Annotated in this window: 12 protein-coding genes; 7 read left to right on the plus strand and 5 right to left on the minus strand. The window is 55.9% G+C overall.

The window, feature by feature from the left end:
* The first annotated feature begins 439 nt into the window (after positions 1 to 439).
* Positions 440 to 1,279 carry a hypothetical protein gene (locus tag P4G45_RS05015; RefSeq protein WP_348268578.1) on the plus strand — a complete coding sequence of 280 codons (840 nt, stop codon included), beginning with the start codon at positions 440 to 442 and terminating at the stop codon, positions 1,277 to 1,279.
* A gap of 113 nt (positions 1,280 to 1,392) precedes the next feature.
* Positions 1,393 to 3,069, plus strand: coding sequence for a uroporphyrinogen-III synthase (locus tag P4G45_RS05020; protein WP_348268579.1), 1,677 nt, complete (start codon positions 1,393 to 1,395; stop codon positions 3,067 to 3,069).
* Between the two features lie 140 nt (positions 3,070 to 3,209).
* On the opposite strand, the gene P4G45_RS05025 is transcribed toward P4G45_RS05020, so the two are convergent.
* Positions 3,210 to 3,995 (minus strand): DeoR/GlpR family DNA-binding transcription regulator, encoded by a 786-nt coding sequence (locus tag P4G45_RS05025; protein WP_348268580.1) that lies wholly within the window; start codon positions 3,993 to 3,995, stop codon positions 3,210 to 3,212.
* 287 nt (positions 3,996 to 4,282) lie between these two features.
* On the opposite strand from P4G45_RS05025, the gene P4G45_RS05030 reads away from it, so the two are divergent.
* Both P4G45_RS05030 and P4G45_RS05035 read left to right on the plus strand, forming a co-directional pair.
* The gene (locus P4G45_RS05030; protein WP_348268581.1) at positions 4,283 to 7,705 is read left to right on the plus strand and encodes a TonB-dependent receptor; all 3,423 of its coding nucleotides are present in this window, start codon (positions 4,283 to 4,285) and stop codon (positions 7,703 to 7,705) included.
* Between the two features lie 165 nt (positions 7,706 to 7,870).
* On the plus strand, positions 7,871 to 8,614 hold the full coding sequence (locus P4G45_RS05035) for a copper homeostasis protein CutC (RefSeq protein ID WP_348268582.1): 744 nt from the start codon (positions 7,871 to 7,873) through the stop codon (positions 8,612 to 8,614).
* A gap of 56 nt (positions 8,615 to 8,670) precedes the next feature.
* Here the strand turns inward: P4G45_RS05035 and P4G45_RS05040 are convergent, their stop codons facing one another.
* From P4G45_RS05040 to P4G45_RS05055, 4 genes are all read right to left on the minus strand, one after another.
* Complete coding sequence (locus tag P4G45_RS05040; RefSeq protein WP_348268583.1) at positions 8,671 to 9,705, minus strand: glycosyl hydrolase family 18 protein; 1,035 nt, start codon at positions 9,703 to 9,705, stop codon at positions 8,671 to 8,673.
* 24 nt (positions 9,706 to 9,729) lie between these two features.
* Positions 9,730 to 11,988, minus strand: coding sequence for a GH92 family glycosyl hydrolase (locus P4G45_RS05045; protein ID WP_348268584.1), 2,259 nt, complete (start codon positions 11,986 to 11,988; stop codon positions 9,730 to 9,732).
* A 246-nt stretch (positions 11,989 to 12,234) separates the two neighbouring features.
* Positions 12,235 to 13,665, minus strand: coding sequence for an alpha-L-fucosidase (locus P4G45_RS05050; RefSeq protein ID WP_348268585.1), 1,431 nt, complete (start codon positions 13,663 to 13,665; stop codon positions 12,235 to 12,237).
* 7 nt (positions 13,666 to 13,672) lie between these two features.
* On the minus strand, positions 13,673 to 15,619 hold the full coding sequence (locus P4G45_RS05055) for a beta-N-acetylhexosaminidase (protein ID WP_348268586.1): 1,947 nt from the start codon (positions 15,617 to 15,619) through the stop codon (positions 13,673 to 13,675).
* 669 nt (positions 15,620 to 16,288) lie between these two features.
* Here P4G45_RS05055 and coxB point away from each other — a divergent pair.
* The 3 genes from coxB to P4G45_RS05070 all read left to right on the plus strand — a co-directional run bounded on the left by coxB (position 16,289) and on the right by P4G45_RS05070 (position 19,644).
* The gene (coxB, locus tag P4G45_RS05060; protein ID WP_348268587.1) at positions 16,289 to 17,269 is read left to right on the plus strand and encodes a cytochrome c oxidase subunit II; all 981 of its coding nucleotides are present in this window, start codon (positions 16,289 to 16,291) and stop codon (positions 17,267 to 17,269) included.
* 61 nt (positions 17,270 to 17,330) lie between these two features.
* The gene (gene ctaD, locus P4G45_RS05065; protein ID WP_348268588.1) at positions 17,331 to 19,028 is read left to right on the plus strand and encodes a cytochrome c oxidase subunit I; all 1,698 of its coding nucleotides are present in this window, start codon (positions 17,331 to 17,333) and stop codon (positions 19,026 to 19,028) included.
* Positions 19,029 to 19,047: 19 nt separating this feature from the next.
* Positions 19,048 to 19,644, plus strand: coding sequence for a heme-copper oxidase subunit III (locus P4G45_RS05070; protein ID WP_348268589.1), 597 nt, complete (start codon positions 19,048 to 19,050; stop codon positions 19,642 to 19,644).
* Positions 19,645 to 19,659 lie beyond the last annotated feature (15 nt).

The following is a 19,659-nucleotide window of genomic DNA, read 5'->3' on the forward strand; positions in this document are numbered from 1 at the left end:
GATCGGGCTGGATAGCATTCGATGAACTGATAGTACTGCGGGATTTGCTGCGCGGCAAGAGGGAAGCTTTGAATCGCGAGCTGTAAACAAAGATTGAATGAGGCGTAGAAGTTTTTGTTATACGGCGGCTGTTTTGTTGTTCCGCGTGCACGGCGATGTTACAAAACTGGTAACAGCTTCCATCGCCAGGACACCTTGATGTGTCAACTCATCCTGAATCAGTTCTGATTCTTCTGCTCTACGTCTGAGCAAACCAATACCAAGCCTCGTATCAGACCACGACCATTGGGCCAATGCGCCAGTGTTTTACCGATGCATCACTGTTTTTCTAAATCGGCAAGCAATGGTTGAGGACTTGATATCTGCCACGCATTTGGTGGAAGAGGACAACGATTCACTTTGAACTAACTAACAGACCATGGCATTTACAGGAGGAGCTATGAAGCGCTTAATTTTGGCGGTTCTTTTCGCGACGCAGGCGGTTTCCGGGTCGTTGATGGTTGCGCAGGATAACTTTTTTACGAAATGGGAGGACCGGGTGCAGAAGACCTCTGCCCAGCAACCGGGATGGGTGGTGCCTGTTGTGACTCCGTCATCCGGTATTGTGCAGCTGGCGCGTGTCGATGTGCTGCATCAATGGACTTCGACGCGTACTTCGACGTGGAACTATGGGAATAGCAAGGGGTTCAACTTTATTCCGTACTACAAGACGGAGATAGATGTGAATCTTCCTCCGTATGTTGAGCACAATACTCCGAAGGCGGTGGATGGCGCAGGAGACTTCTCGATGGTGGTGAAGTATCGTCCGTTTGCTGGGGGCGCGGAGAGTGGGAATTACTCGACAGCATTTCAGATTGCGGCTACGGGCGCGACGGGAAGTTACAAGAATGGAACTGCGAGAACTACGATCAATCCGACGTTGATTCTGGGTAAGGGATTTGGACGTTTCGATGTTCAGTCGAGTCTGGGAGGCACTTTGCCGGTGGGCTCGATCCATACGATTGGAAGAACGATCGTATGGAACACAGTCGCGCAGTACCAGGCGGGAAAGATCTTCTGGCCTGAGGTCGAGGTCAATTCGAGCTATTTTCATCTGGGACCGAATAATGGGAAGAACCAGACCTTTGTAACTCCTGGACTGATGGCGGGCAGGATCAAGCTGCGAAATGAGCCGGGGGACAGGCTGGGACTGGTGTTTGGCGGAGGAATGCAGATAGCTACCTCGACTTATCATGCTTATAACCATGGCCTTGTGCTGACGGGGCGGCTTACTTTCTAAGTAAGAAGAAGCGATTTTATCGACGGCTCTGTGATTGTCGATGCAGAGCCGCTAGAATTGGGATTAACAGCCAGCCGGTTTTAATTGCATGGCGGCGTGGCTGAGGGAGATGAATGACTCACGCGAGCTTTGATGGATTGCGGGTTCTGTCGCTTGAATCGCGGCGCGCAAAAGAGGTCGCGAAGTTGATCCGCACTTACGGCGGAGAGCCCTTTGTTGTGCCCGCGATGCGCGAAGCACCGCTTGAATCGAACAAGCAGGCGCTTGAGTTCGCCGATGGGCTGCTGCGTGGGAAGTTCGATCTCGTGATCTTTCTGACCGGCGTGGGTATTCGGGCTTTGCTGGATATTGCGCAGACGAAATATAAGCGCGAAGAGTTGATTGAGGCCCTGCGCGGCGTCAAGATTGGAGCGCGCGGACCGAAACCGGCCGCCGCTTTGAGGGAACTACAGATTCCAGTTACGGCGACGGCGCCTGAACCGAATACGTGGCGCGAGATGATGCATGCGCTGGAGTCGGAGTTTGGCGACAAGTTAGGTGGGATGCGGGTGGCGGTGCAGGAGTATGGTGCGTCGAACCCCGAGTTTCTTTCCGAACTGACGGTGAAGTGCGGTGAGGTGACGAAGGTCCCGGTTTATCAGTGGACGCTGCCTGAAGACCTGGGGCCGCTGCGGGAATGCGTGCTGGGCGTTGCGAATGGAAGTGTCGACGTGGTGCTGTTTATGACAGCGGTGCAGGTGATTCATCTCTTCCAGGTTGCCGAAGAGATGGGGCTTCGCGAAGATCTGCGCGCCGGGTTGATGTCGATGGTGGTGGTTTCGATTGGGCCGACGACTTCGGAAGAACTGGCTCACTATGGAATCACGCCTGACTTTGAACCATCGCATCCGAAGATGGGCTTTCTGGTGAATGAGGCCGCGCAATACTCCGGCAAGATTCTGGAGCGGAAGCGGAAGCGAGGCGCAGATGCTGCTACTGCGATTGCGCCAACGGTGGACGATGGCGACAAGCCGATGCAAAAGCCGAAATCCGTGGTGCGCCGGGTTGCTGCTTCGACGCCGACGATGGCGGGGTTTCGCGACGGGCTTACGTCGATCGATTTTCTACATGAGATCAGCAGCCGGCTGGCATCGGCGGACTCGTTTCATGTGGTGCTGGGCAGCATCGTCGATTTCGTGACGACTGTAATTCCGTGCGACTCGTGCTTCATCTACGTGCTGGAGAACGAGAAGCTGGTGCTGCGGGCATCGAAGAACCCCCATGTCGATCTTGTGGACCATTTGGGCATGTCGCTGGGGCAGGGAATTACGGGCTGGGTGGCAGAGCATCGCGAGCCGGTAGCAATTGCATCTGGCGCGTCGAACGATCCGCGTTTTGTCATGTTTCGCAACCTGCCGGAAGACCATTTTGAGGCAATCCTGTGCACCCCGATTCTTTGCGCGAGCAAGGTGGTTGGGGTTATCAACCTGCAGCACCAGATGAGCTATCAGCACACGGCGAACGAGATCAGGCTGCTCTCGATGCTTGGCTTTCTTGTGGGCGCTGAGATTGAGCGCACCCGGCTGGAGACGGAAAATCTGCAACTGGCGGGGCGGCTGGAGACGCGCAAAGCTGTGGACAGAGCAAAGGGGATTTTGCAGCGCGACCTGGGGATGAGCGAAGACGAGGCCTATAGAACGATGCAACGGGAGAGCCGCCAGCGGCGGATCTCGATGCGCGAGATTGCGGATGCCATCGTGCTGGGGGACGACCTGAAGAAGACGCAGGCGGCTGATAGCTCTCGTGCCTAAAGCTTGTTAAGACTGTATCGGTCTATAGCGATCAAGTAAGACACCGACGAAGGCGAAATACGAGGGTATTTTCCACAGAGGCGGCAGTGCGATGCCTTCGGTCGAGATGACGTGAGTTTTTAGCGGTTTGGGGAACGGCTTCAGACGATGAGTACCTGGATATGCTGACGGCGGAATTGCTCGGCCAGTTCGGGATCGATGCTGTCGTCGGTGATGATGGTGTGGATCTGAGAGGGCTCGCAGACCTTGTTGGTGCTGATCATACCGAGTTTGCTGGCATCGGCTACTGCGATAACCTGACGGGCGTGTTTGGCCATCTCGGCGAGAATCAGTGCTTCGTCTGACTCGATGACAGTCAATCCATATTCCGGGTGGATGCCGGTGGCACCCATGAAGACCTTATCAAAGTAGAGCTTCTGGATGGAGTGGAATGCTGTGGCTCCAACCATGGAGAAGGAGCCTGGCCAGCGGATGGAGCCGCCGGTCAGGGTGACCTTTGCGTTGGGCTGGCTGGAAAGCTCCATGCCGATATTGACCGCGCTGGTGACGAGGTGAATGCCTTCGCGGTGGCGCAGGCTGCGGGCTACCTGGGTGGTAGTGGTGCCGGGAGAGAGAGCGATGGTCTCGCCATCCGCGACCATCGCGGCGGCGGCGATTGCGATGCGGCGCTTTTCATCGGCGAAGCGTTCTTCGCGGAGAGGGAAGGCTGCGTCGAAGCGGAAGGGCTCGTACGTCAGTTTGCCGGCGAGTTCGACGCCCCCATGCGTGCGATGGACCAGGCCCCGGTGCTCTAGTTTGATGAGGTCCCGGCGGACGCTTGCCGAGGAAGCGTCAACCGTGGCGGCGAGGTCCTCGACGCTGCTGGTGCCCTTCTGCAGGAGCAAGTGAAGGATCTGATTAGCTCGATCATGCGTCTTTGCAGCCACTTGGACCAATCCTTTCTAGTGCCCACCTAATGATAACGGGAATGTCGAGATTAGCTGGTGCAGTTATCGAACCAAAAAGCTGACCATTTGAATAGTTTATTTGCATAATAATGAAAAAATTAGTTGACATTCATCTATCTACCTTTCTATGCTCAACGCCACAAGCCTTCGGAAGGCAAAGTTTCAAAAGAGGCGGGCACCGGACTGAAATGGGTGCGACCGGCTCTGGTTTCTTCTTTTCCTGCATAATGCAGCTAATTTAGCCAGTACCACGGAGTGAGAATCGTATGAGAACGAAAATATTTCAATACCTTGCCGGATGTGCACTGACGGCTCTGCTGTGCGTGTCTCCCGCTTTTGCGCAGACGGTGACGGGATCGATTACGGGAGTCGTGAGTGATTCCAGCGGTGCTGTTGTCCCGGGTGCTCATGTGACCGCACTGAATACCGGAACCGGCGTGAAGACAGAGGTACAGACGAACAGTTCGGGTGCGTATACGATTCGGTTTCTGCCGATCGGTCCTTATACGGTGAGCGTGACGGCTCAGGGTTTCTCGACGCAGACGGTTCCACAGTTCAGCCTGGAGATTAATCAGACGGCTAAGGTGAATGCGAGTCTGACCGTGGGTGCGAGCGATACCAAGGTAGAGGTAGAAGGCAGTGTTGCGCCGATCTTGAACACAAATGACGCTTCGCTGGGTATCACGCTGTCAACGAATGAGATTGCGAACATTCCGCTGAACGGCAGGAATTTCTCTTCGGTGACGCTGTTTCAGCCGGGTGCGGTGGCGACTGATCCGCAGGGTATGACGGGATCGAATGCAATTGAGCGCAGCACCTATAACAATGGCATTGCTTCGATCAATGGAAACCGTAACCAGGCGAATAACTATACGTTGGATGGCGCGGATCAGAATGAGCCGCAGAACAACTTGATTGCCTATAACCCTGCGCCGGACTCGCTACAGGAAGTTCGCGTGATTTCGGCGAATGCTCCTGCTTCCTATGGCAATGCAAATGGCGGCGCGGTGGTCTCCATTCTGAAGTCGGGCACGAACCAGTTTCATGGGTCGGCTTATGCCTATCTGGAGAATGCCAACCTCGATGCGAACACATGGGGTAATAAGCACCAGACGCCGATTGTGCCCAGGAATCCGTATACGCAGAGTATCTTTGGCGGCACGATTGGCGGCCCGATCCTCCACAACAAGCTGTTCTTCTTTGCCGACTACGAGGGCGTGAGACAACATACCGGCGGTCTGCAGATTGCCAGCGTTCTTCCTGCGGCAATGCGGACTGGAGATTTCAGCGCGCTGCTGAATCCGCCCAAGAACGCAGACGGCTCATTTGTCTATCAGCCGATTCAGCTCTATAACACGCAGAATAACTTCACTCCTTATGCGAACAACCAGGTTCCGGTGGTGAATCCTGTAGCGCAGTTTCTGTTTGCGCATCCAGAGATCTATCCGTTGCCGAACGCCGCGCCTACGGATGGATTGCTGGCGAACAACTTCCAGGGGCCGCAACGCACCTTCCGCGTCAACAATCAGGGTGATGTGAAGATCGAGTGGGACCCGGGCAATGCGAACAAGTTCACTGCGTTCTATGCACAGTCGAACGCCAATGATTCATCGTCAGTTCTTATTCCGGTATTTTTCCCTTCGGCGAATGTATATCCCACCAAGCTTGGCGGCGGCAGCTGGATTCATACCTTCTCGTCTGCTGTCGTGAATGAAGCGCGCGTAGGATTCACGCGCGTTCGCTGGGACAATAGCATTCCTACTGACCCTTCCGGGCTGTTTGGCCTGACCGGTAATGAGAAAGTTGGCATTCCCTTTGGGAAGCAACTTTATCCTGGGTTTTCCGGCCAGAGCTTTGGTGCGAGCTATGTGGGGACAAGTGCCAATACCCAGATTCTTCGCGACAATACCTTCAACTACTACGACAATCTCACCTGGCAGCGCGGGAAGCATCTGCTCTCGTTTGGCGTGCAGGCGACTCGCTATCAGCAGAACTATCTGAATGCTTCCAACTTTGGCTTTCTTGGAGAATTCGATTATTCGGGTATCTTTACAAGCAATCCGAATGTGACGGCGGGCGGCGGTGGTTATAGCCCTGCGGACTTTATTCTGGATCGCGTTGCGGAGAACAAGCTTGGATCAACCCTTGGCATCGTCGGCAATCGCCAATGGCGCGTAGCCGGATATGTGCAGGACGACTTCAAAGCAACGTCGCGGCTGACGCTCAACTTCGGACTGCGGTATGAGTACGATCAACCGTGGTATGAGGCGCACAATAAGACTGCCAACGTGCTGCTGAGTACAGGAACGGTAGAGTATGCGGGTTCTGTTCCTGCCGACGCCGCTCCGGGCTCGATTGTTTGCAAGACGCGTGCGTGCTACAACGCCAACTATAAGCAATTTATGCCGCGCGTTGGATTTGCATTCCAGGCTGCGCCGCGATTTGTCATTCGCGGTGGCTATGGCGCTACGAGCTTCTTTGAAGGGGATGCATTCAACCAGCGTCTGACGTCGAGTCCGCCATTTGCTCTTGGCAGCGACTTACATGCAACAACTCCGACGAATACGACTCCGGGTACGCCGTTCCGGATCGAGGATGGTTTCACACCGCAGTTCAGCGCTACGAGCCAGTACTCGGTGTGGCCGCAGAATCAACAGCCTGCCTATATTCAGCAGTACAGTCTCACCACGGAATATGAGCTGACGAACAAGATGTCGCTGAGTGTGGGATATCTGGGTGAGACGGGGCAGCACCTTGCGGACTATCGCAATGCCAATCAGCTTACGCTGGCGCAGGCTGCGATCGTCACCAATCTTCCCTCTGGCGCACCGATCCCTCCTTCGGCTGTAGCACCCTATACAGCGCTCGTGGGTCAGAATGGCAACCTGCTGGTGACTGAATCCGGCGCCATGATGAATTACAACGGTGGCCAGGTTACGTTTCGCGATCGCGGTACACACAACCTTGAGTACACGATCAACTACACGTTTGCGAAGTCGATGACGAACTCGTCGGGCAACTATGGCCAGCCGGGCATCAATGGATCGAACGGTGCGTATCAGGATGGCTACAATGGCCATGCTGACTATGGCCCATCGGGACAGGATATTCGCCACAATCTTAATGCCGTTGGCGTTTATACTTTGCCCTTTGGTCGCGGACAGACGTACGGCGGCCACATGAACCGCTTCCTCGATCTTGTTGCCGGCGGCTGGAAGGCGTCAGGTTCGCTGATCGATTACTCGGGGCTTCCCATTACGATCAATGGGCCGGGCAGCAGCAATACGAACAGCTTTGGCCAGTCTCGCGCGAACCATTATCGCAAGCTGGTCATCAAGAACAGAAATATCGATCACTGGTTTGGGACTGATCCTTCCGCGGTTGGATGCTCTGCCGGTGGCGATAACGGCGTCTGCGCGTATGGCGCATCCGCTCCGCTAACGTTCGGCACCGCAGCCATCGATACGGAGCGCGCTCCGGGATATCTGCAGATCGATGGCTCGGCTTTCAAGGACTTTCATATTACTGAGGGGCAGGCAGTAGGATTTCGCGTCGACTTCTTCAACCTCTTCAACATTGCCAGCTATGGCAATCCTGACAATAGCGTAACGGATTCCAACTTCGGTCAAATCAGCAGCGTTCGTTCTGGGCCGCGGCAGATCCAGTTGAGCGCGCATTACACGTTCTAGTGCCTGAATGAACGGCTATCCGTTAGTCTTGTCTCATTCCACAGAGAGAAGCGGTGTGCTGTGTAGTGACTGCTGGCGGCGGCTCAGAGCTTTGAGTCGCTGCCAGCTTCTTCACTGATTTCCATAAGGAAGCGTTATGTTCATGTACGAATTGGTGTATTTCTGATGCGCGAGATTGTCTTTGAATTGTGCGCCGAGAGTATCGATGCGTGCCTCGTCGCGCGTGATGGCGGAGCAGACCGCATCGAGCTTTGCAGCGCACTCAGTGAAGGCGGGTTGACGCCAAGCCATGGCCTGATTCGTGAAGCCGTGACGCGCAGTGGGTTGCCGGTGCATGTGTTGCTGCGCCCTCGCGGCGGCGACTTTGTGTATACGGACGCGGAGTTCGAAGTCATATGCGAGGACCTGAAACATCTGCGCCTGCTTGGGGCAAGCGGGGTAGTGCTGGGGGTGTTGTGTGCTGATGGTTCTGTCGATGTCGAGCGCACTCGCGAGCTGGTGAAACTGGCTGGGCCGCTTGAGGTGACGTTTAATCGCGCCTTCGACCATACAGCTTCGCTTGAGGCGGCGTTAGAGGATGTAATTGCAGCTGGTTGTCGACGTATTTTGACATCGGGCGGCGAGCGCGACGTTGTGAGCGGAGGAAAATCGCTTGCCCGGCTGATTGGACAGGCTGCAGGCAGAATTGATATCGCGGTGGGCGGCGGGTTGCGCGTGAAGAATGCCGCCGCCGTAGCGCGTACGACTGGAGCGCAACACTTTCATGGCTCCATACGCCGCATCGTTGCGGGGCCGCGACACTATGACGGTCACGACGTGCAGATTGAAGGCGGGGCTTCTGCTCAGTCCCGGTTTATCGTCGATAGCAACGATGTGCGCGCAATGATCAAGAATCTGACTGACGCATAAAGTCGCGGTTTCTGCCGCCTGAAGAAGTGGCAAGCACGTTATCCGATCAGTCGAAGTTATTTGCGATCTGGAAGAACGCTCCAGATTGCGGGGTCTTCTTCGCCGAGTACCCAGGCGCAGATTCCCTGAAGGTGTTGCTCTTGGGCTAGGTTGTAGCGGTCGGCGAAGCCGCGCTTCTCGGTGTAGAAGATCCACTCCCGCATCTGGTCGCGATAGAAGTAGAACCAGGCGGTGTGGTCCTGCGGGTCCCATTGCTCTTGTCCGCCGTAGGTGTCACGAAAGAACTGGGCATTGGGGGCGCTGATGTACTCGGCGGTGATGTTGGGCTTCTGCACTTTTTCGTTGACGCCGGGATCGCCGGTGAACCAGTGATATCCATAGAGTGCGATGCCGAGGGAGAGCTTGTCTTTCGGCACTGACTTCAGTGCATCGTCGAGATTTTCATTGGTCCACATCCAGCCGCCGACGGGGCCTGGCGTCGTCCAGCGGGTGTGCTGGTCGTAGGTCATGAGGCAGAGCAGATCGACGGACTCGCCGAGGGCTTTGAGGTCGAAGGCCCCACGCCAGTCGGAGAAGATCCATTTGCTGAATGGCGTGTGTCCGGGATAGCCGGGGGCGTTGGGGACGACTGCGATCTGAAGCTGAAGATGTTGTTGGTGAAAGGCGTTGGCGATTCGTTTGACCGTGGTGGAGAGCATGTCGCGATCATTCCAACTGATGTTCTCAAAGTCGAGCTGGAAGCCGTTGTAGCCGTTTTGCTTGCAGGCAGCGATGAGAGAGTCGATCATCGCTGTCTGAGCCTTATCGCTCGACATCAGGGTGTGAATCTTTACTTTGTCGAAGAGCGCGACGATAGGGAAGAGGGCGATGTGGCGATGCTTGACGACGAGCATGACGTTGGGGTCAGGCTCGCCGTAGACGAGGCCGGTCTCATCTACGCTATACCAGGTGGGGACGATGATGTCGATCTTTGATGAATGCTCCATGAAGTCGCGGACCGACTGCGGCTGATCTGTCATGTAGAAGAGAGTCTTTGTCTGGGCAAAGACAGTGCTCGCTGCAAACAGGAGACAGACGATCAGGGACTTCATGGAGCCTCATCCTTTCTTTTTCGTCTACGCGCTTTCGAGCTGGAACGAGGGTGGAATGTCCTCGGCCTTGGTGCCGAATTCGAGGTTGGGCTGGCTGCCCAGCGTGAACTCGATTTTGGCCCCGTCGACGATCTCGCGGTGGTTGAACCAGGAGCGAGTGTAAGGTTTGCCATTGAAGGTGACGGACTGGATGTACTGGTCCGAGGGTGCGCTACGATGGGCAACGATCTCAAGCTGCTTGCCCTTGCCGAGCTGCAGCGTGACGTGGTCGAACAGCGGCGTGCCGAAGATGTAATTTCCGCTAACCGGATCGACGGGGTAGAAGCCCATGGAACTCATGATGTACCAGGATGACATCTGGCCTACGTCTTCATTACCTTGCAGACCGTCGGGAAGGGCGGCGTACATCGTCTCCATCAACATACGGATACGCTGTTGGGTCTTGTGCGGCTGGCCGGCGTAGACGTAGAGATAGGCGATATGGTGCGACGGCTCGTTGCCCTGAGCGTATTGACCGACGAGGCCGGCGATATCGGGTGGAGCATCGGGAGGCAGCGTGGAGGGTTGATCGAACAACTCATCGAGCTTGGCGAGAAATGCCTTCTGGCCGCCGAGGGTTTCGATGAGGCCCGCGGCGTCATGCTGAATGCCGAAGGTAGTCTGCCAGGAGTTCGACTCGGTGAAGTCCCGCCATTTTTTTGACGTGCCCATCGCGAGTGGATCGAAGCCAGGAGCCCATTCACCATTCGCGAGTTTAGGACGGGCGAAGTTGATCTTGCGATCGTAATAGTTGCGGTAGTTCAGCGAGCGGTCTGCAAGCATCTTTGCATCGTCTGCGTGGCCGAGCTTCTTTGCGACGTGCGCGATGGACCAGTCGTCGTAGCAATATTCGAAGCCCTTGCTGACGGACTCTTCTTCGAGGTCGCAGGGGATGTAATGCTTCGAGCGGTAATAGCCCAGGCCACGATAGTCGTCGACCATGGCGCGCTGCATCATGCATTTGTAGGCGCGCTCGTAGTCGATGCCGGTGAAGCCCTTGTTGCAGGCTTCCGCCATGACGGCGGCGGAATGGTAGCCGGTCATGGTGCCGGTCTCCGTGCCTTGAAGCGGCCAGACGGGCATTCCGGCAGGGCTTTGCTCGGCCATCAGGATGAGAGCGTTGACGAAGTCGGGCACATGCTCGGCATTGATGAGCGTGTAGAGCGGATGGGTGGCGCGGTAGGTGTCCCAGAGGGAGAACGTTGTGTAGTTGCGCTGTCCGGGGTTGAGCTTGTGGATCTGCTTATCCATGCCGCGATAGCTGCCGTCGGCGTCGTCGAAGAGCGAAGGGCCGATGGAGGCATGGTAAAGCGCGGCGTAGAAGATGCGGCGATGCTTCTCGTTATTTGTGGTGACGTTGATGCGAGAGAGTTGCTTGTTCCACTTTTCGCGGGCGCTGCGGCGGACGTGCTCGAAGTCCCAACCGGGCAGCTCTGCCTTCAGATTATTGGCTGCGGACTCCGCGCTGACGCCGGATATGCCCGTTTTTACGAAGATGACAGGATTCCGCGTGAGGTCGAAGAAGGCCACGCACTTGAGAGATTTGCCGGTCAGAGGCTCTGTGCCAGCCGGGACCTCGGCGTCATCTTTGTAGAAGACGATGCGCGTAGGCTTCTGCGAGAACTGCATGGTGAAGTAAGCTTCGCGGCCATCGCCCCAGGACTTGGTGGTGCGGCCTCCGGCGAGCGTGTCGGGTGCGGGGCTGTGGAGTGATGCGGAGATGACGTTCGACGGACCATAACTATGCTTTAGATCGACGATGATGTGCCCGCTCTTTGCTGCCTTGGCGTCGCGAGGAAAGGTGTAGCGGTGCAGGCCAGTGCGCTCGGTGGCAGTCAGCTCGGCGTGAATGCCGTAGTCCTTGAGAAGGACCGAGTAATAGCCGGGCTCGGCGTGCTCGTCCTTGTGGTCGAAGCGCGATCGGTAGCCTTCGTCGGGGTTGCTGCGCGAGCCGGGTACAATCTTCGACTCGCCGGTACCGGGCATGACGAGGAAGTCGAGGAGATCGCCGCAACCGGTTCCGCTGAGATGGGTGTGGCTGAAGCCCATGATAGAGGTGTCGGAGATGTGGTAGCCGGAGCACCAGTCCCAACCATCGGTGAAGGTATCGGGGCTGAGTTGAACAGCACCGAAGGGGACGACTGCACCGGGGAAGCAATGGCCGTGGCCGCCGGTACCGATCGTGATATCGACCAGCGAGGCAGGATCATTTGCTGCACTGGATGATTCAGGGCGAGATATCATTCTAGCGAAAGCTGTGCTTCTGGTAGCGCTAACAGTGCAGGCGGCAGAGACTCCACCGAGAAAAGACCTTCTTGAAATCATGTGAACTCCATCAATATTGAGGTGCTGTAGGGGTAGGACGAATCTGCAATGAAAAGGGTGCTTGGAAATGCTTCTTGCCGTATCGGTTTCGAGTCTACACCGGCGGTGATTTCGCTGTCAGCGGCTTGCGTAAAAATAAGCGCGAGCGTGCGGGCCTTTTCCGCGTTATTGTCTCGAAGTGGATCTTCCGTCGAAGAGTTGAAACTCGCGGATCGCGGCAGTTCCAGAGGTCGATATGAGATTGAGCCGGACCCGCTGCGTCGTACAGGCAGGGAAGATGTCGATCTTTTTGTGGCCGATTGCCTGAGCGCGAGCCAAGGGTTTCCATGCGCCGTTCTGCCAGGCTTCGATGGCGTACTCCTCTACATGTTGTCCGTCGTCGAGCCTCTCCATGGTCACGGCGCGGTCGAAGGTAACGGGTTTATCGAAATGTACCTCGAGCGTGCCGTGCAGCGGTGGCGCGACCCAGAAGGTGTCAGGGTTGTTATCGAGCGCTTCGTGCTCGGCAGTAGCACTTATGCCGACAGCGTGGCCTTGCTCCGCGGCGAGGTTGTGGCCATAGATGCGGTGGAGAGCTGCGCCGAACTCATGTAGCCGCTTGACGTCGGCTGCGGGTAGCTGACCAGTGTTGTCTGGCGCGAGGCCAAGCATGAGCTGGGCTCCGCGGCCGACTGTATTGGTGTAGATATCCAGCAGGTCGTCCACCGAGCGAAGTGTCGACTCATCGTTGGCATGCCAGAACCAATGGCCGCGATGCAGCGGAGTATCTGATTCGACTGGACGCCAACGCAAAAAACCGGAACGGTCGATGACGTTCCAGTTCTCGAAGAGAACCTTTCCGTCTTCGTTGCCGACCCAGCGGAGATCTGCGTTTTTATAGAGCGCAACGTCAGCGAAGACCATCGTGTTTGGCTGGTAGGTGCGCAGCTCGGTGATGATGCTATCGAAGTCGTAGGTGCGTCCCGTGCTGCCTGCGCCATCGAGCCAGAACTCGGTCAGCGGGCCGTAGTGTGTAGCGAGTTCGTCGAGTTGGGCGAGGTAATACTTGTCGTAGGCTTTGGGGTCCGGATAGCGTTTGTCGTGCCGGTCCCACGGAGAAAGATAGACGCCAAAGCCGAGGCCTGCTTTGTGCGCGGAGTCGGACGCCATGCGAACCAGATCCCCTTTGCTGTCGAGCCATGGGCTGTTTTTGACGCTGTAATCTGTCTGCTCCGTGGGCCAGAGAGCAAAGCCATCGTGGTGTTTTGCCACCAGGACGGCATACCTGGCGCCTGCGGATTTGGCGGCATCCATCCACTGGTCGGTATCGACGTGAGTGGGATTGAAGACCGATGGGGAGGCGGTCCCATCGCCCCATTCGCGATTGAGGAAGGTGTTCGTACCGAAGTGAAAGATGACACCAATCTCAAGATCCTGCCATTGCACCTGAGCCGGGCTTGGTTTGAGGTCAACAAAGTTCTGTGCAATGGCAGAGGAGAGTGGAGCGAGGCAGACCAGGGCAGCGATCGTGCGATAGAGGATGGATTGGCTGCCACGCGATTTGCTGCGTTTCAGAACGCCGGGGTTGTCTATCTCAGATCGAATGGCAGCAAACATTGTTCCTCTATTCCTGTACCGCGTTGACCAACAAGTTGAGCGAATCGATGAAGGTGAAGCGAACGATAGCAGAAGGCTTTTTCGCGGCCTCGATCTGCGCCAGCTTGCTTGCCTTCCAGCCGACGGAGGCATGCGTTCCGGAGGAGATGAAGTGGATAGCGTCCATTGCAGTCTTTGCAAGGTCTGGAAGCTGCTGGGCGCGCTGCTGTACTTCGGCGAGTCGCGGGGAGTGCTGCATCTGCTTCTCGACTGTCGGAACCGAGTTGGCTACCGTCTCGAACCAGTGAGTCAGCGCAGCCTGATCTGCCGAGTCGGATTGCGGCGACTTGAGGAAGGTTTCGGTGAGGCGTGCGATCTTGTAGCGCGACGGTGGATCCGGACGGACTGCATCCACAAAACTGTTGAGGACGGTGAGCTGCGAAGTCTTCTGTTCGTGGTATCGCTCGCCAAAGCTGACCGGCTCCAATGCGGAGGCGAAGATGCGGAGCTGATCGATATTTTGCGTTCCCGCGAGTTCGCGAAGGCTGGCGTCTTCCTGGGTCAGATGATGGAGGCCGAGGCCTTCGAGCTGGATCGAGATGACGTTCAGCCGCCGATACATGTCATCTACGTCGGTGATGTTTTCCGGAGACCAGAAGCGCTCGGCGATGGCCGCCGACCGGGGCCACACGCGAGAATCGATGGTGCCTGCATAAAGCTGCTCGGCCCACATGCAGATCTCTCCGCCAAGGACAAGCTTGCGCTGCTGAGGTTGGAGGGAAGAGCTCGATGGCAGCGGGTCGGCTAGATAATGTGTGCCCGCGGGTTTCATTGCGTCCAGGTAGTACGGTGCCGAAAGGATGCCCTGATAGCCCTGCTCCGCACCTTGAGCCAGCGAAGCCTCGCCGCGCCATGACTGAATGACTACATCCTTTGGAAGTGCGGGGTTGAGAATCTCGTCCCAACCGACCATATGTTTATGGAGGCCAGTGAGAATCTTCAGCACCCGAGTGTTGAAGTAAGCCTGCAGAGCTGCGTTGTCCTTGAGATGGTGCGCATGCATGAAGGCAACGATGCGGGGATTCGTCTTCCAGTCGGGCGCGGGCGTCTCGTCGCCACCGATGTGCATGTAGGGGTCAGGAAAGATGGTGGCCATCTCGCCAAGGAAGCGCGCGATGAACTGATAGGTCTCCTCACGCGTTGGATCGAGCTCGTAGTCCGCCACGCCGAAGTCGCGGCGGATCGAGGTGGGAGGATTGCCGCTGGCGAGTTTGGGATAGGCAACCTGCCACGCAGTACTGTGACCCGGCATTTCAAATTCAGGGACGACGCGGATGCCGCGCGCCCGTGCATAGCTGACAAGTTCCCTGGCATCCTGTTGGGTGTAGTAGAGGCCGTCGGAACCAACAGCGGTGAGTCGCGGATAGAGCTTGCTCTCTATACGGAACCCCTGGTCCTCCGTAAGGTGCCAGTGAAAGACGTTAAGCTTGACGGCGGCCATTCCATCGAGGGTACGCTTGAGCACGTCCATCGGTTCGAAGTGACGTCCGCAGTCGATCATTAGTCCGCGCCATGGGAAGCGAGGTGAGTCGTGGATCGAGACTAAGGGAAGGATATAGTCGCTGCCGGAAGGTTGTACAAGCTGGACCAGCGTCTCCAGGCCATGCATGGCCCCGACGACCGTAGCGGCTTCAATGTGTGCGCCGGCAGGAGTGACAGAGAGGGTGTAAGATTCGTTCTCGTCGATGGACTGTATCGCTTCGCCCGCACCCTGCACTTCGATCGTCAAGGGAGCCTCAGCGGACGCAGTGGCCTCAAGGGACAACGGAAGGCCGGTCTTCTGCCTCAATTGCTGCACAGTGCGGTGGATGGCGCCATCGAGCCGGGAGTTATCAAAGTGGGTTGTAACCGCACGAAACTGGGAGGTAAGCACAAAACCACCGGCAGATGCTTGCAGACTGGCCGGCTGTGGCATCAGATTATTAATGAAGATCACGCTGGACGGTACCGTTTGGCTGTACGAAATAGAAGAAGTCAGAAGTATGGTCGCAAAAAAGAGAAAAGACTTAGTCCAGAAACAGATCTTCATGAATGAATCCTTTTGGAGCTCGACGCCAGGTTGTAACTCGTAGCCAAGCCTAACGTATCTTTTTAGAACTTAATCTATCTTTTTTGAAAAATGTTCGCCAACGTCCGTCAGCTAAGCATGCTGGACATGAATGAATGAACGAAGCTCTATCGGAACGCCGCGCATTTTAAGCGCTCTGTACATCATGAGGACCACAAATTCATTTCACGGGACTTTTATATGGAGTGGCGATTAGGGCATTAAATTTCGAGGCATTGCTGTTGCGTGGCTATTCAAAGCGATCTTCGACCGATATTCGATAGATGTTTGCTTCCCCTGTTTCTTCTGGAGTATCGTGGTCTTACATAAGCTTTAAAACGCATTTAACCCGGCAACTTAGGATGTGCGCAGGTGTTTCCATGCGCCAGTAAAAAGCAATGAGAGGACAAGACGCGCGTGGCTCGCAGAGCATCACAAATCGGCTTTCTAGTCAGTAGTTGCTTTTTTATGCTGGTTCCTTCTGCGTTTGGATTATCTTCCGCTGAAGGTCCTCTTCATCGGTTCGCTGCGGCTGGGATGTTTATACATTCTCCGTCCTATTTCGCACAAAGCTCGACCAGCATCTTCTCCCCCGCCGCAACGCCCTCGCACTGGATTTTCACGCTTTCCATGTTTGTCCTGAGCATTACAGGGCTGATTTTTCTGATCGTCGCGGGCTTGTTGACTTATGCGCTCATCCGCTACCGGCACCGCAATCTGCTGACTTACAACGAACCGACGCAGATCTACGGCAGCAATCAGATCGAACTTGCCTGGACGGTTATTCCCGCACTGATCGTCGTGATGCTCTTTCTCACCACATCCCGTGTGATCTTAGCGACCCAGGATGCAAAGAAGCCTGCGGATGCAGTCGATGTGGTGGTAGTGGGCCATCAGTTCTGGTGGGAGTTTCGCTATCCTAAACTGGGCATCGTTACTGCGAATGAACTGCACGTCCCGGTGAGCGATCCTGCACATCCGACGCCGACTTATCTTGAAATGTCGTCCGCCGATCTTGATCACAGTTTCTGGGTGCCTCGTCTTGCAGGCAAAATGGACCTGATTCCGAACCGCGTCAACACCATGTGGATCGACCCTGAGACCGCTGGCCTCTACCTGGGACAATGCGCGCAATATTGTGGCGTGCAGCACGCGAAGATGCTGCTGCGAGTCTATGCGGACAGTCCCAAGGATTTTGCCGCCTGGGTAGCGCAACAGCAGAAGCCCGCGGTAGAAGACCCCACGGTTGCCGAGGGTCGCGAGGTGTTTCTGCATAATGCCTGCGTCAACTGCCACACTGTCTCGGGCACTATGGCCAATGGACGATTTGGTCCTGACCTGACGCACGTGGCCAGCCGCGACACGATTGCTTCGGGAGCGGTCGAAAATAACGCTTATAACCTGAAGAAATGGATCGATAATCCGGACTCGTTAAAGCCCGGTGCCTTGATGCCTCCTATGCATTTGAACGATCACGATCTGAACGCGATCACAGCGTACCTGACGACGCTTCATTAATCGGCAGATCACCCAGGCCAGGATATTGACTGTTCGCCTGATGGACTGAAGAGAGGAAACGATGGCTGATTCCGTGACTAGCCTCACATCGGTGGAAGCAATTGACGTGACACCGGTGCAAAAACCGCGGCAATTATTTCTTGAAGTGTTGTACGACTGGATCACCACGGTCGATCACAAGAAGATCGGTTTGATGTATATCGCCTACTCGCTGGTTTTTCTGATCGTGGGCGGTATCGAAGCCATCATTATGCGGATTCAGCTTGCCGTGCCGCATGGAACATTTGTCTCTCCGCAGGTCTTCAACAGGATGTTTACGCTGCATGGGACCACGATGGTCTTCTTCGTGGGCATGCCGATCCTCTTTGGATTTGGAAACTATCTTGTCCCGCTGATGATCGGCGCGCGCGACATGGCGTTTCCACGCTTGAATGCCTTTAGTTTCTGGATCTCCGCACTGGGCGGGATCTTGTTGTACTACAGTTTTATCGGTGGGGTAGGGCTTTATGGCGCAGGCAGCGCTCCTGACGTTGGATGGTTTGCATACGCACCCCTGACCGCGAAGGTCTTCTCGCCGGGACACAGCACGGACTACTGGACGCTGAGTATTTTATTGAGCGGTATCGGAAGTATTGGCACAGCGCTCAATATTGTCACCACCATTATCTGCATGCGTTGCCCCGGAATGAAGCTCAACCGAATGCCGCTATTGTCGTGGCTTTATCTGGTGACCTCGAGCATGGTTTTCATCGCGATCAGCCCGCTGACCGCTGCGCAGATCATGTTGCTGCTCGACCGCTATATCGGTTCCCATTTCTTCGATACGCAGGCCGGCGGTTCGGCCGTGCTCTGGATGCACTTCTTCTGGATCTTCGGACATCCTGAGGTTTATATCCTCGTGCTGCCTGCGTTTGCCTTTGCCAACGAGATTATCCCTGTCTTCTCGCGTAAGGCGGTCTTCGGTTATCCAGCCATGGTGGCGGCATCCGTAGGCATCGGCTTTATCAGCATGAGCGTGTGGGCGCACCACATGTTCGCCGTGGGTATGGGCGCAGGAGCCAACGTTTTCTTTGTCTTTTCAACCATGATCATCTCGGTGCCGACGGGTATCAAGATCTTCAATTGGCTAGCCACAATCTGGGGCGGCAAGATACGCTTTGCCAGTCCCATGCTGTTCAGCGTTGGGTTCCTGTTTCAGTTCCTCATCGCTGGACTGACCGGCATTATGCTCTCGGTCGCACCGTTCGATTGGCAGCTTACCGGCTCTTATTTTGTGGTGGCTCACTTCCATTACGTGTTGGTCGGCGCCATTCTGTTCATGATCTTCGCCGCCTTCTACTACTGGTACCCGAAGGTGACAGGCCGCATGATGAGCGAGCGCCTGGGCAAATGGCACTTCTGGCTTATGGTCATTGGGTTCCACATGACCTTCGACTTTATGCATATCCCAGGTCTGCTTGGCATGCCGCGCCGTATCTATACCTATGAACCCGGCCGCGGATGGGAGATTTGGAATCTGATCGTCAGCATCGGCGCTATCGTTCAGGCGGTCGCGACTCTCATCTTTGTCTATAACCTGATCCACTCCTACTACAAGGGAGAGGTGGCGGGCAACGATCCCTGGGACGCATGGACGCTGGAATGGTCTACTGCTTCGCCGCCTCCGGTCTACAACTTCGCCACGACGCCGGTTGTCCATAGCCGCCGTCCACTCTGGGATATCAAGCATCCGGAAGACCCCGACTGGAACTACGAATGAGAGATTTGAGAGAGTATCGATGAGCACGATTCCAATCACTCCCGACGCAGCCGACGAACCCTGGGTTCTGCCAGACCGTGGTACGGTGGGCATGGCCTGCCTGATCATGGCGGAGTCCGCGATCTTCGTCATCTTCGTGGTCGCCTATATCTTTTACATGGGCCAGAGCCTCAGCGGGCCAACGCCGCGGCAGGTGCTCGAACTTCCAATCTTCACCACGATCTGCCTGCTTTCCAGCAGCTTCACACTGCACTGGGCTGTTGCGGCCCTGCGAAAGAGCAAGATGGGTGCCTTTACGGCGTGGCTTGCAACGACGGTAGCTCTGGGCGCCATCTTCATTATCGGAACAGGCATGGAGTGGTACCACCTGATCTATGTCGATGGTTTGACGATTCGGACGAACTTATTTGGCACTACCTTCTATTCGCTCGTCGGTCTTCATGCAACCCACGTCATCGTCGGTTTGCTGATGCTTCTGGCTGCGCTGATCTTTGCCCTGACCGGCCATGTGACCGAAAAACATGCGCATCGCATGGATGTGCTTTCGCTCTACTGGCACTTCGTTGATGCGGTATGGGTCGTGGTGTTCACTGTTGTTTACGTCCTCGGACGGTAAAGGTTGTGCACATGT

This window comes from Edaphobacter paludis, from assembly GCF_039993895.1.
GTDB lineage: Bacteria > Acidobacteriota > Terriglobia > Terriglobales > Acidobacteriaceae > Edaphobacter > Edaphobacter paludis.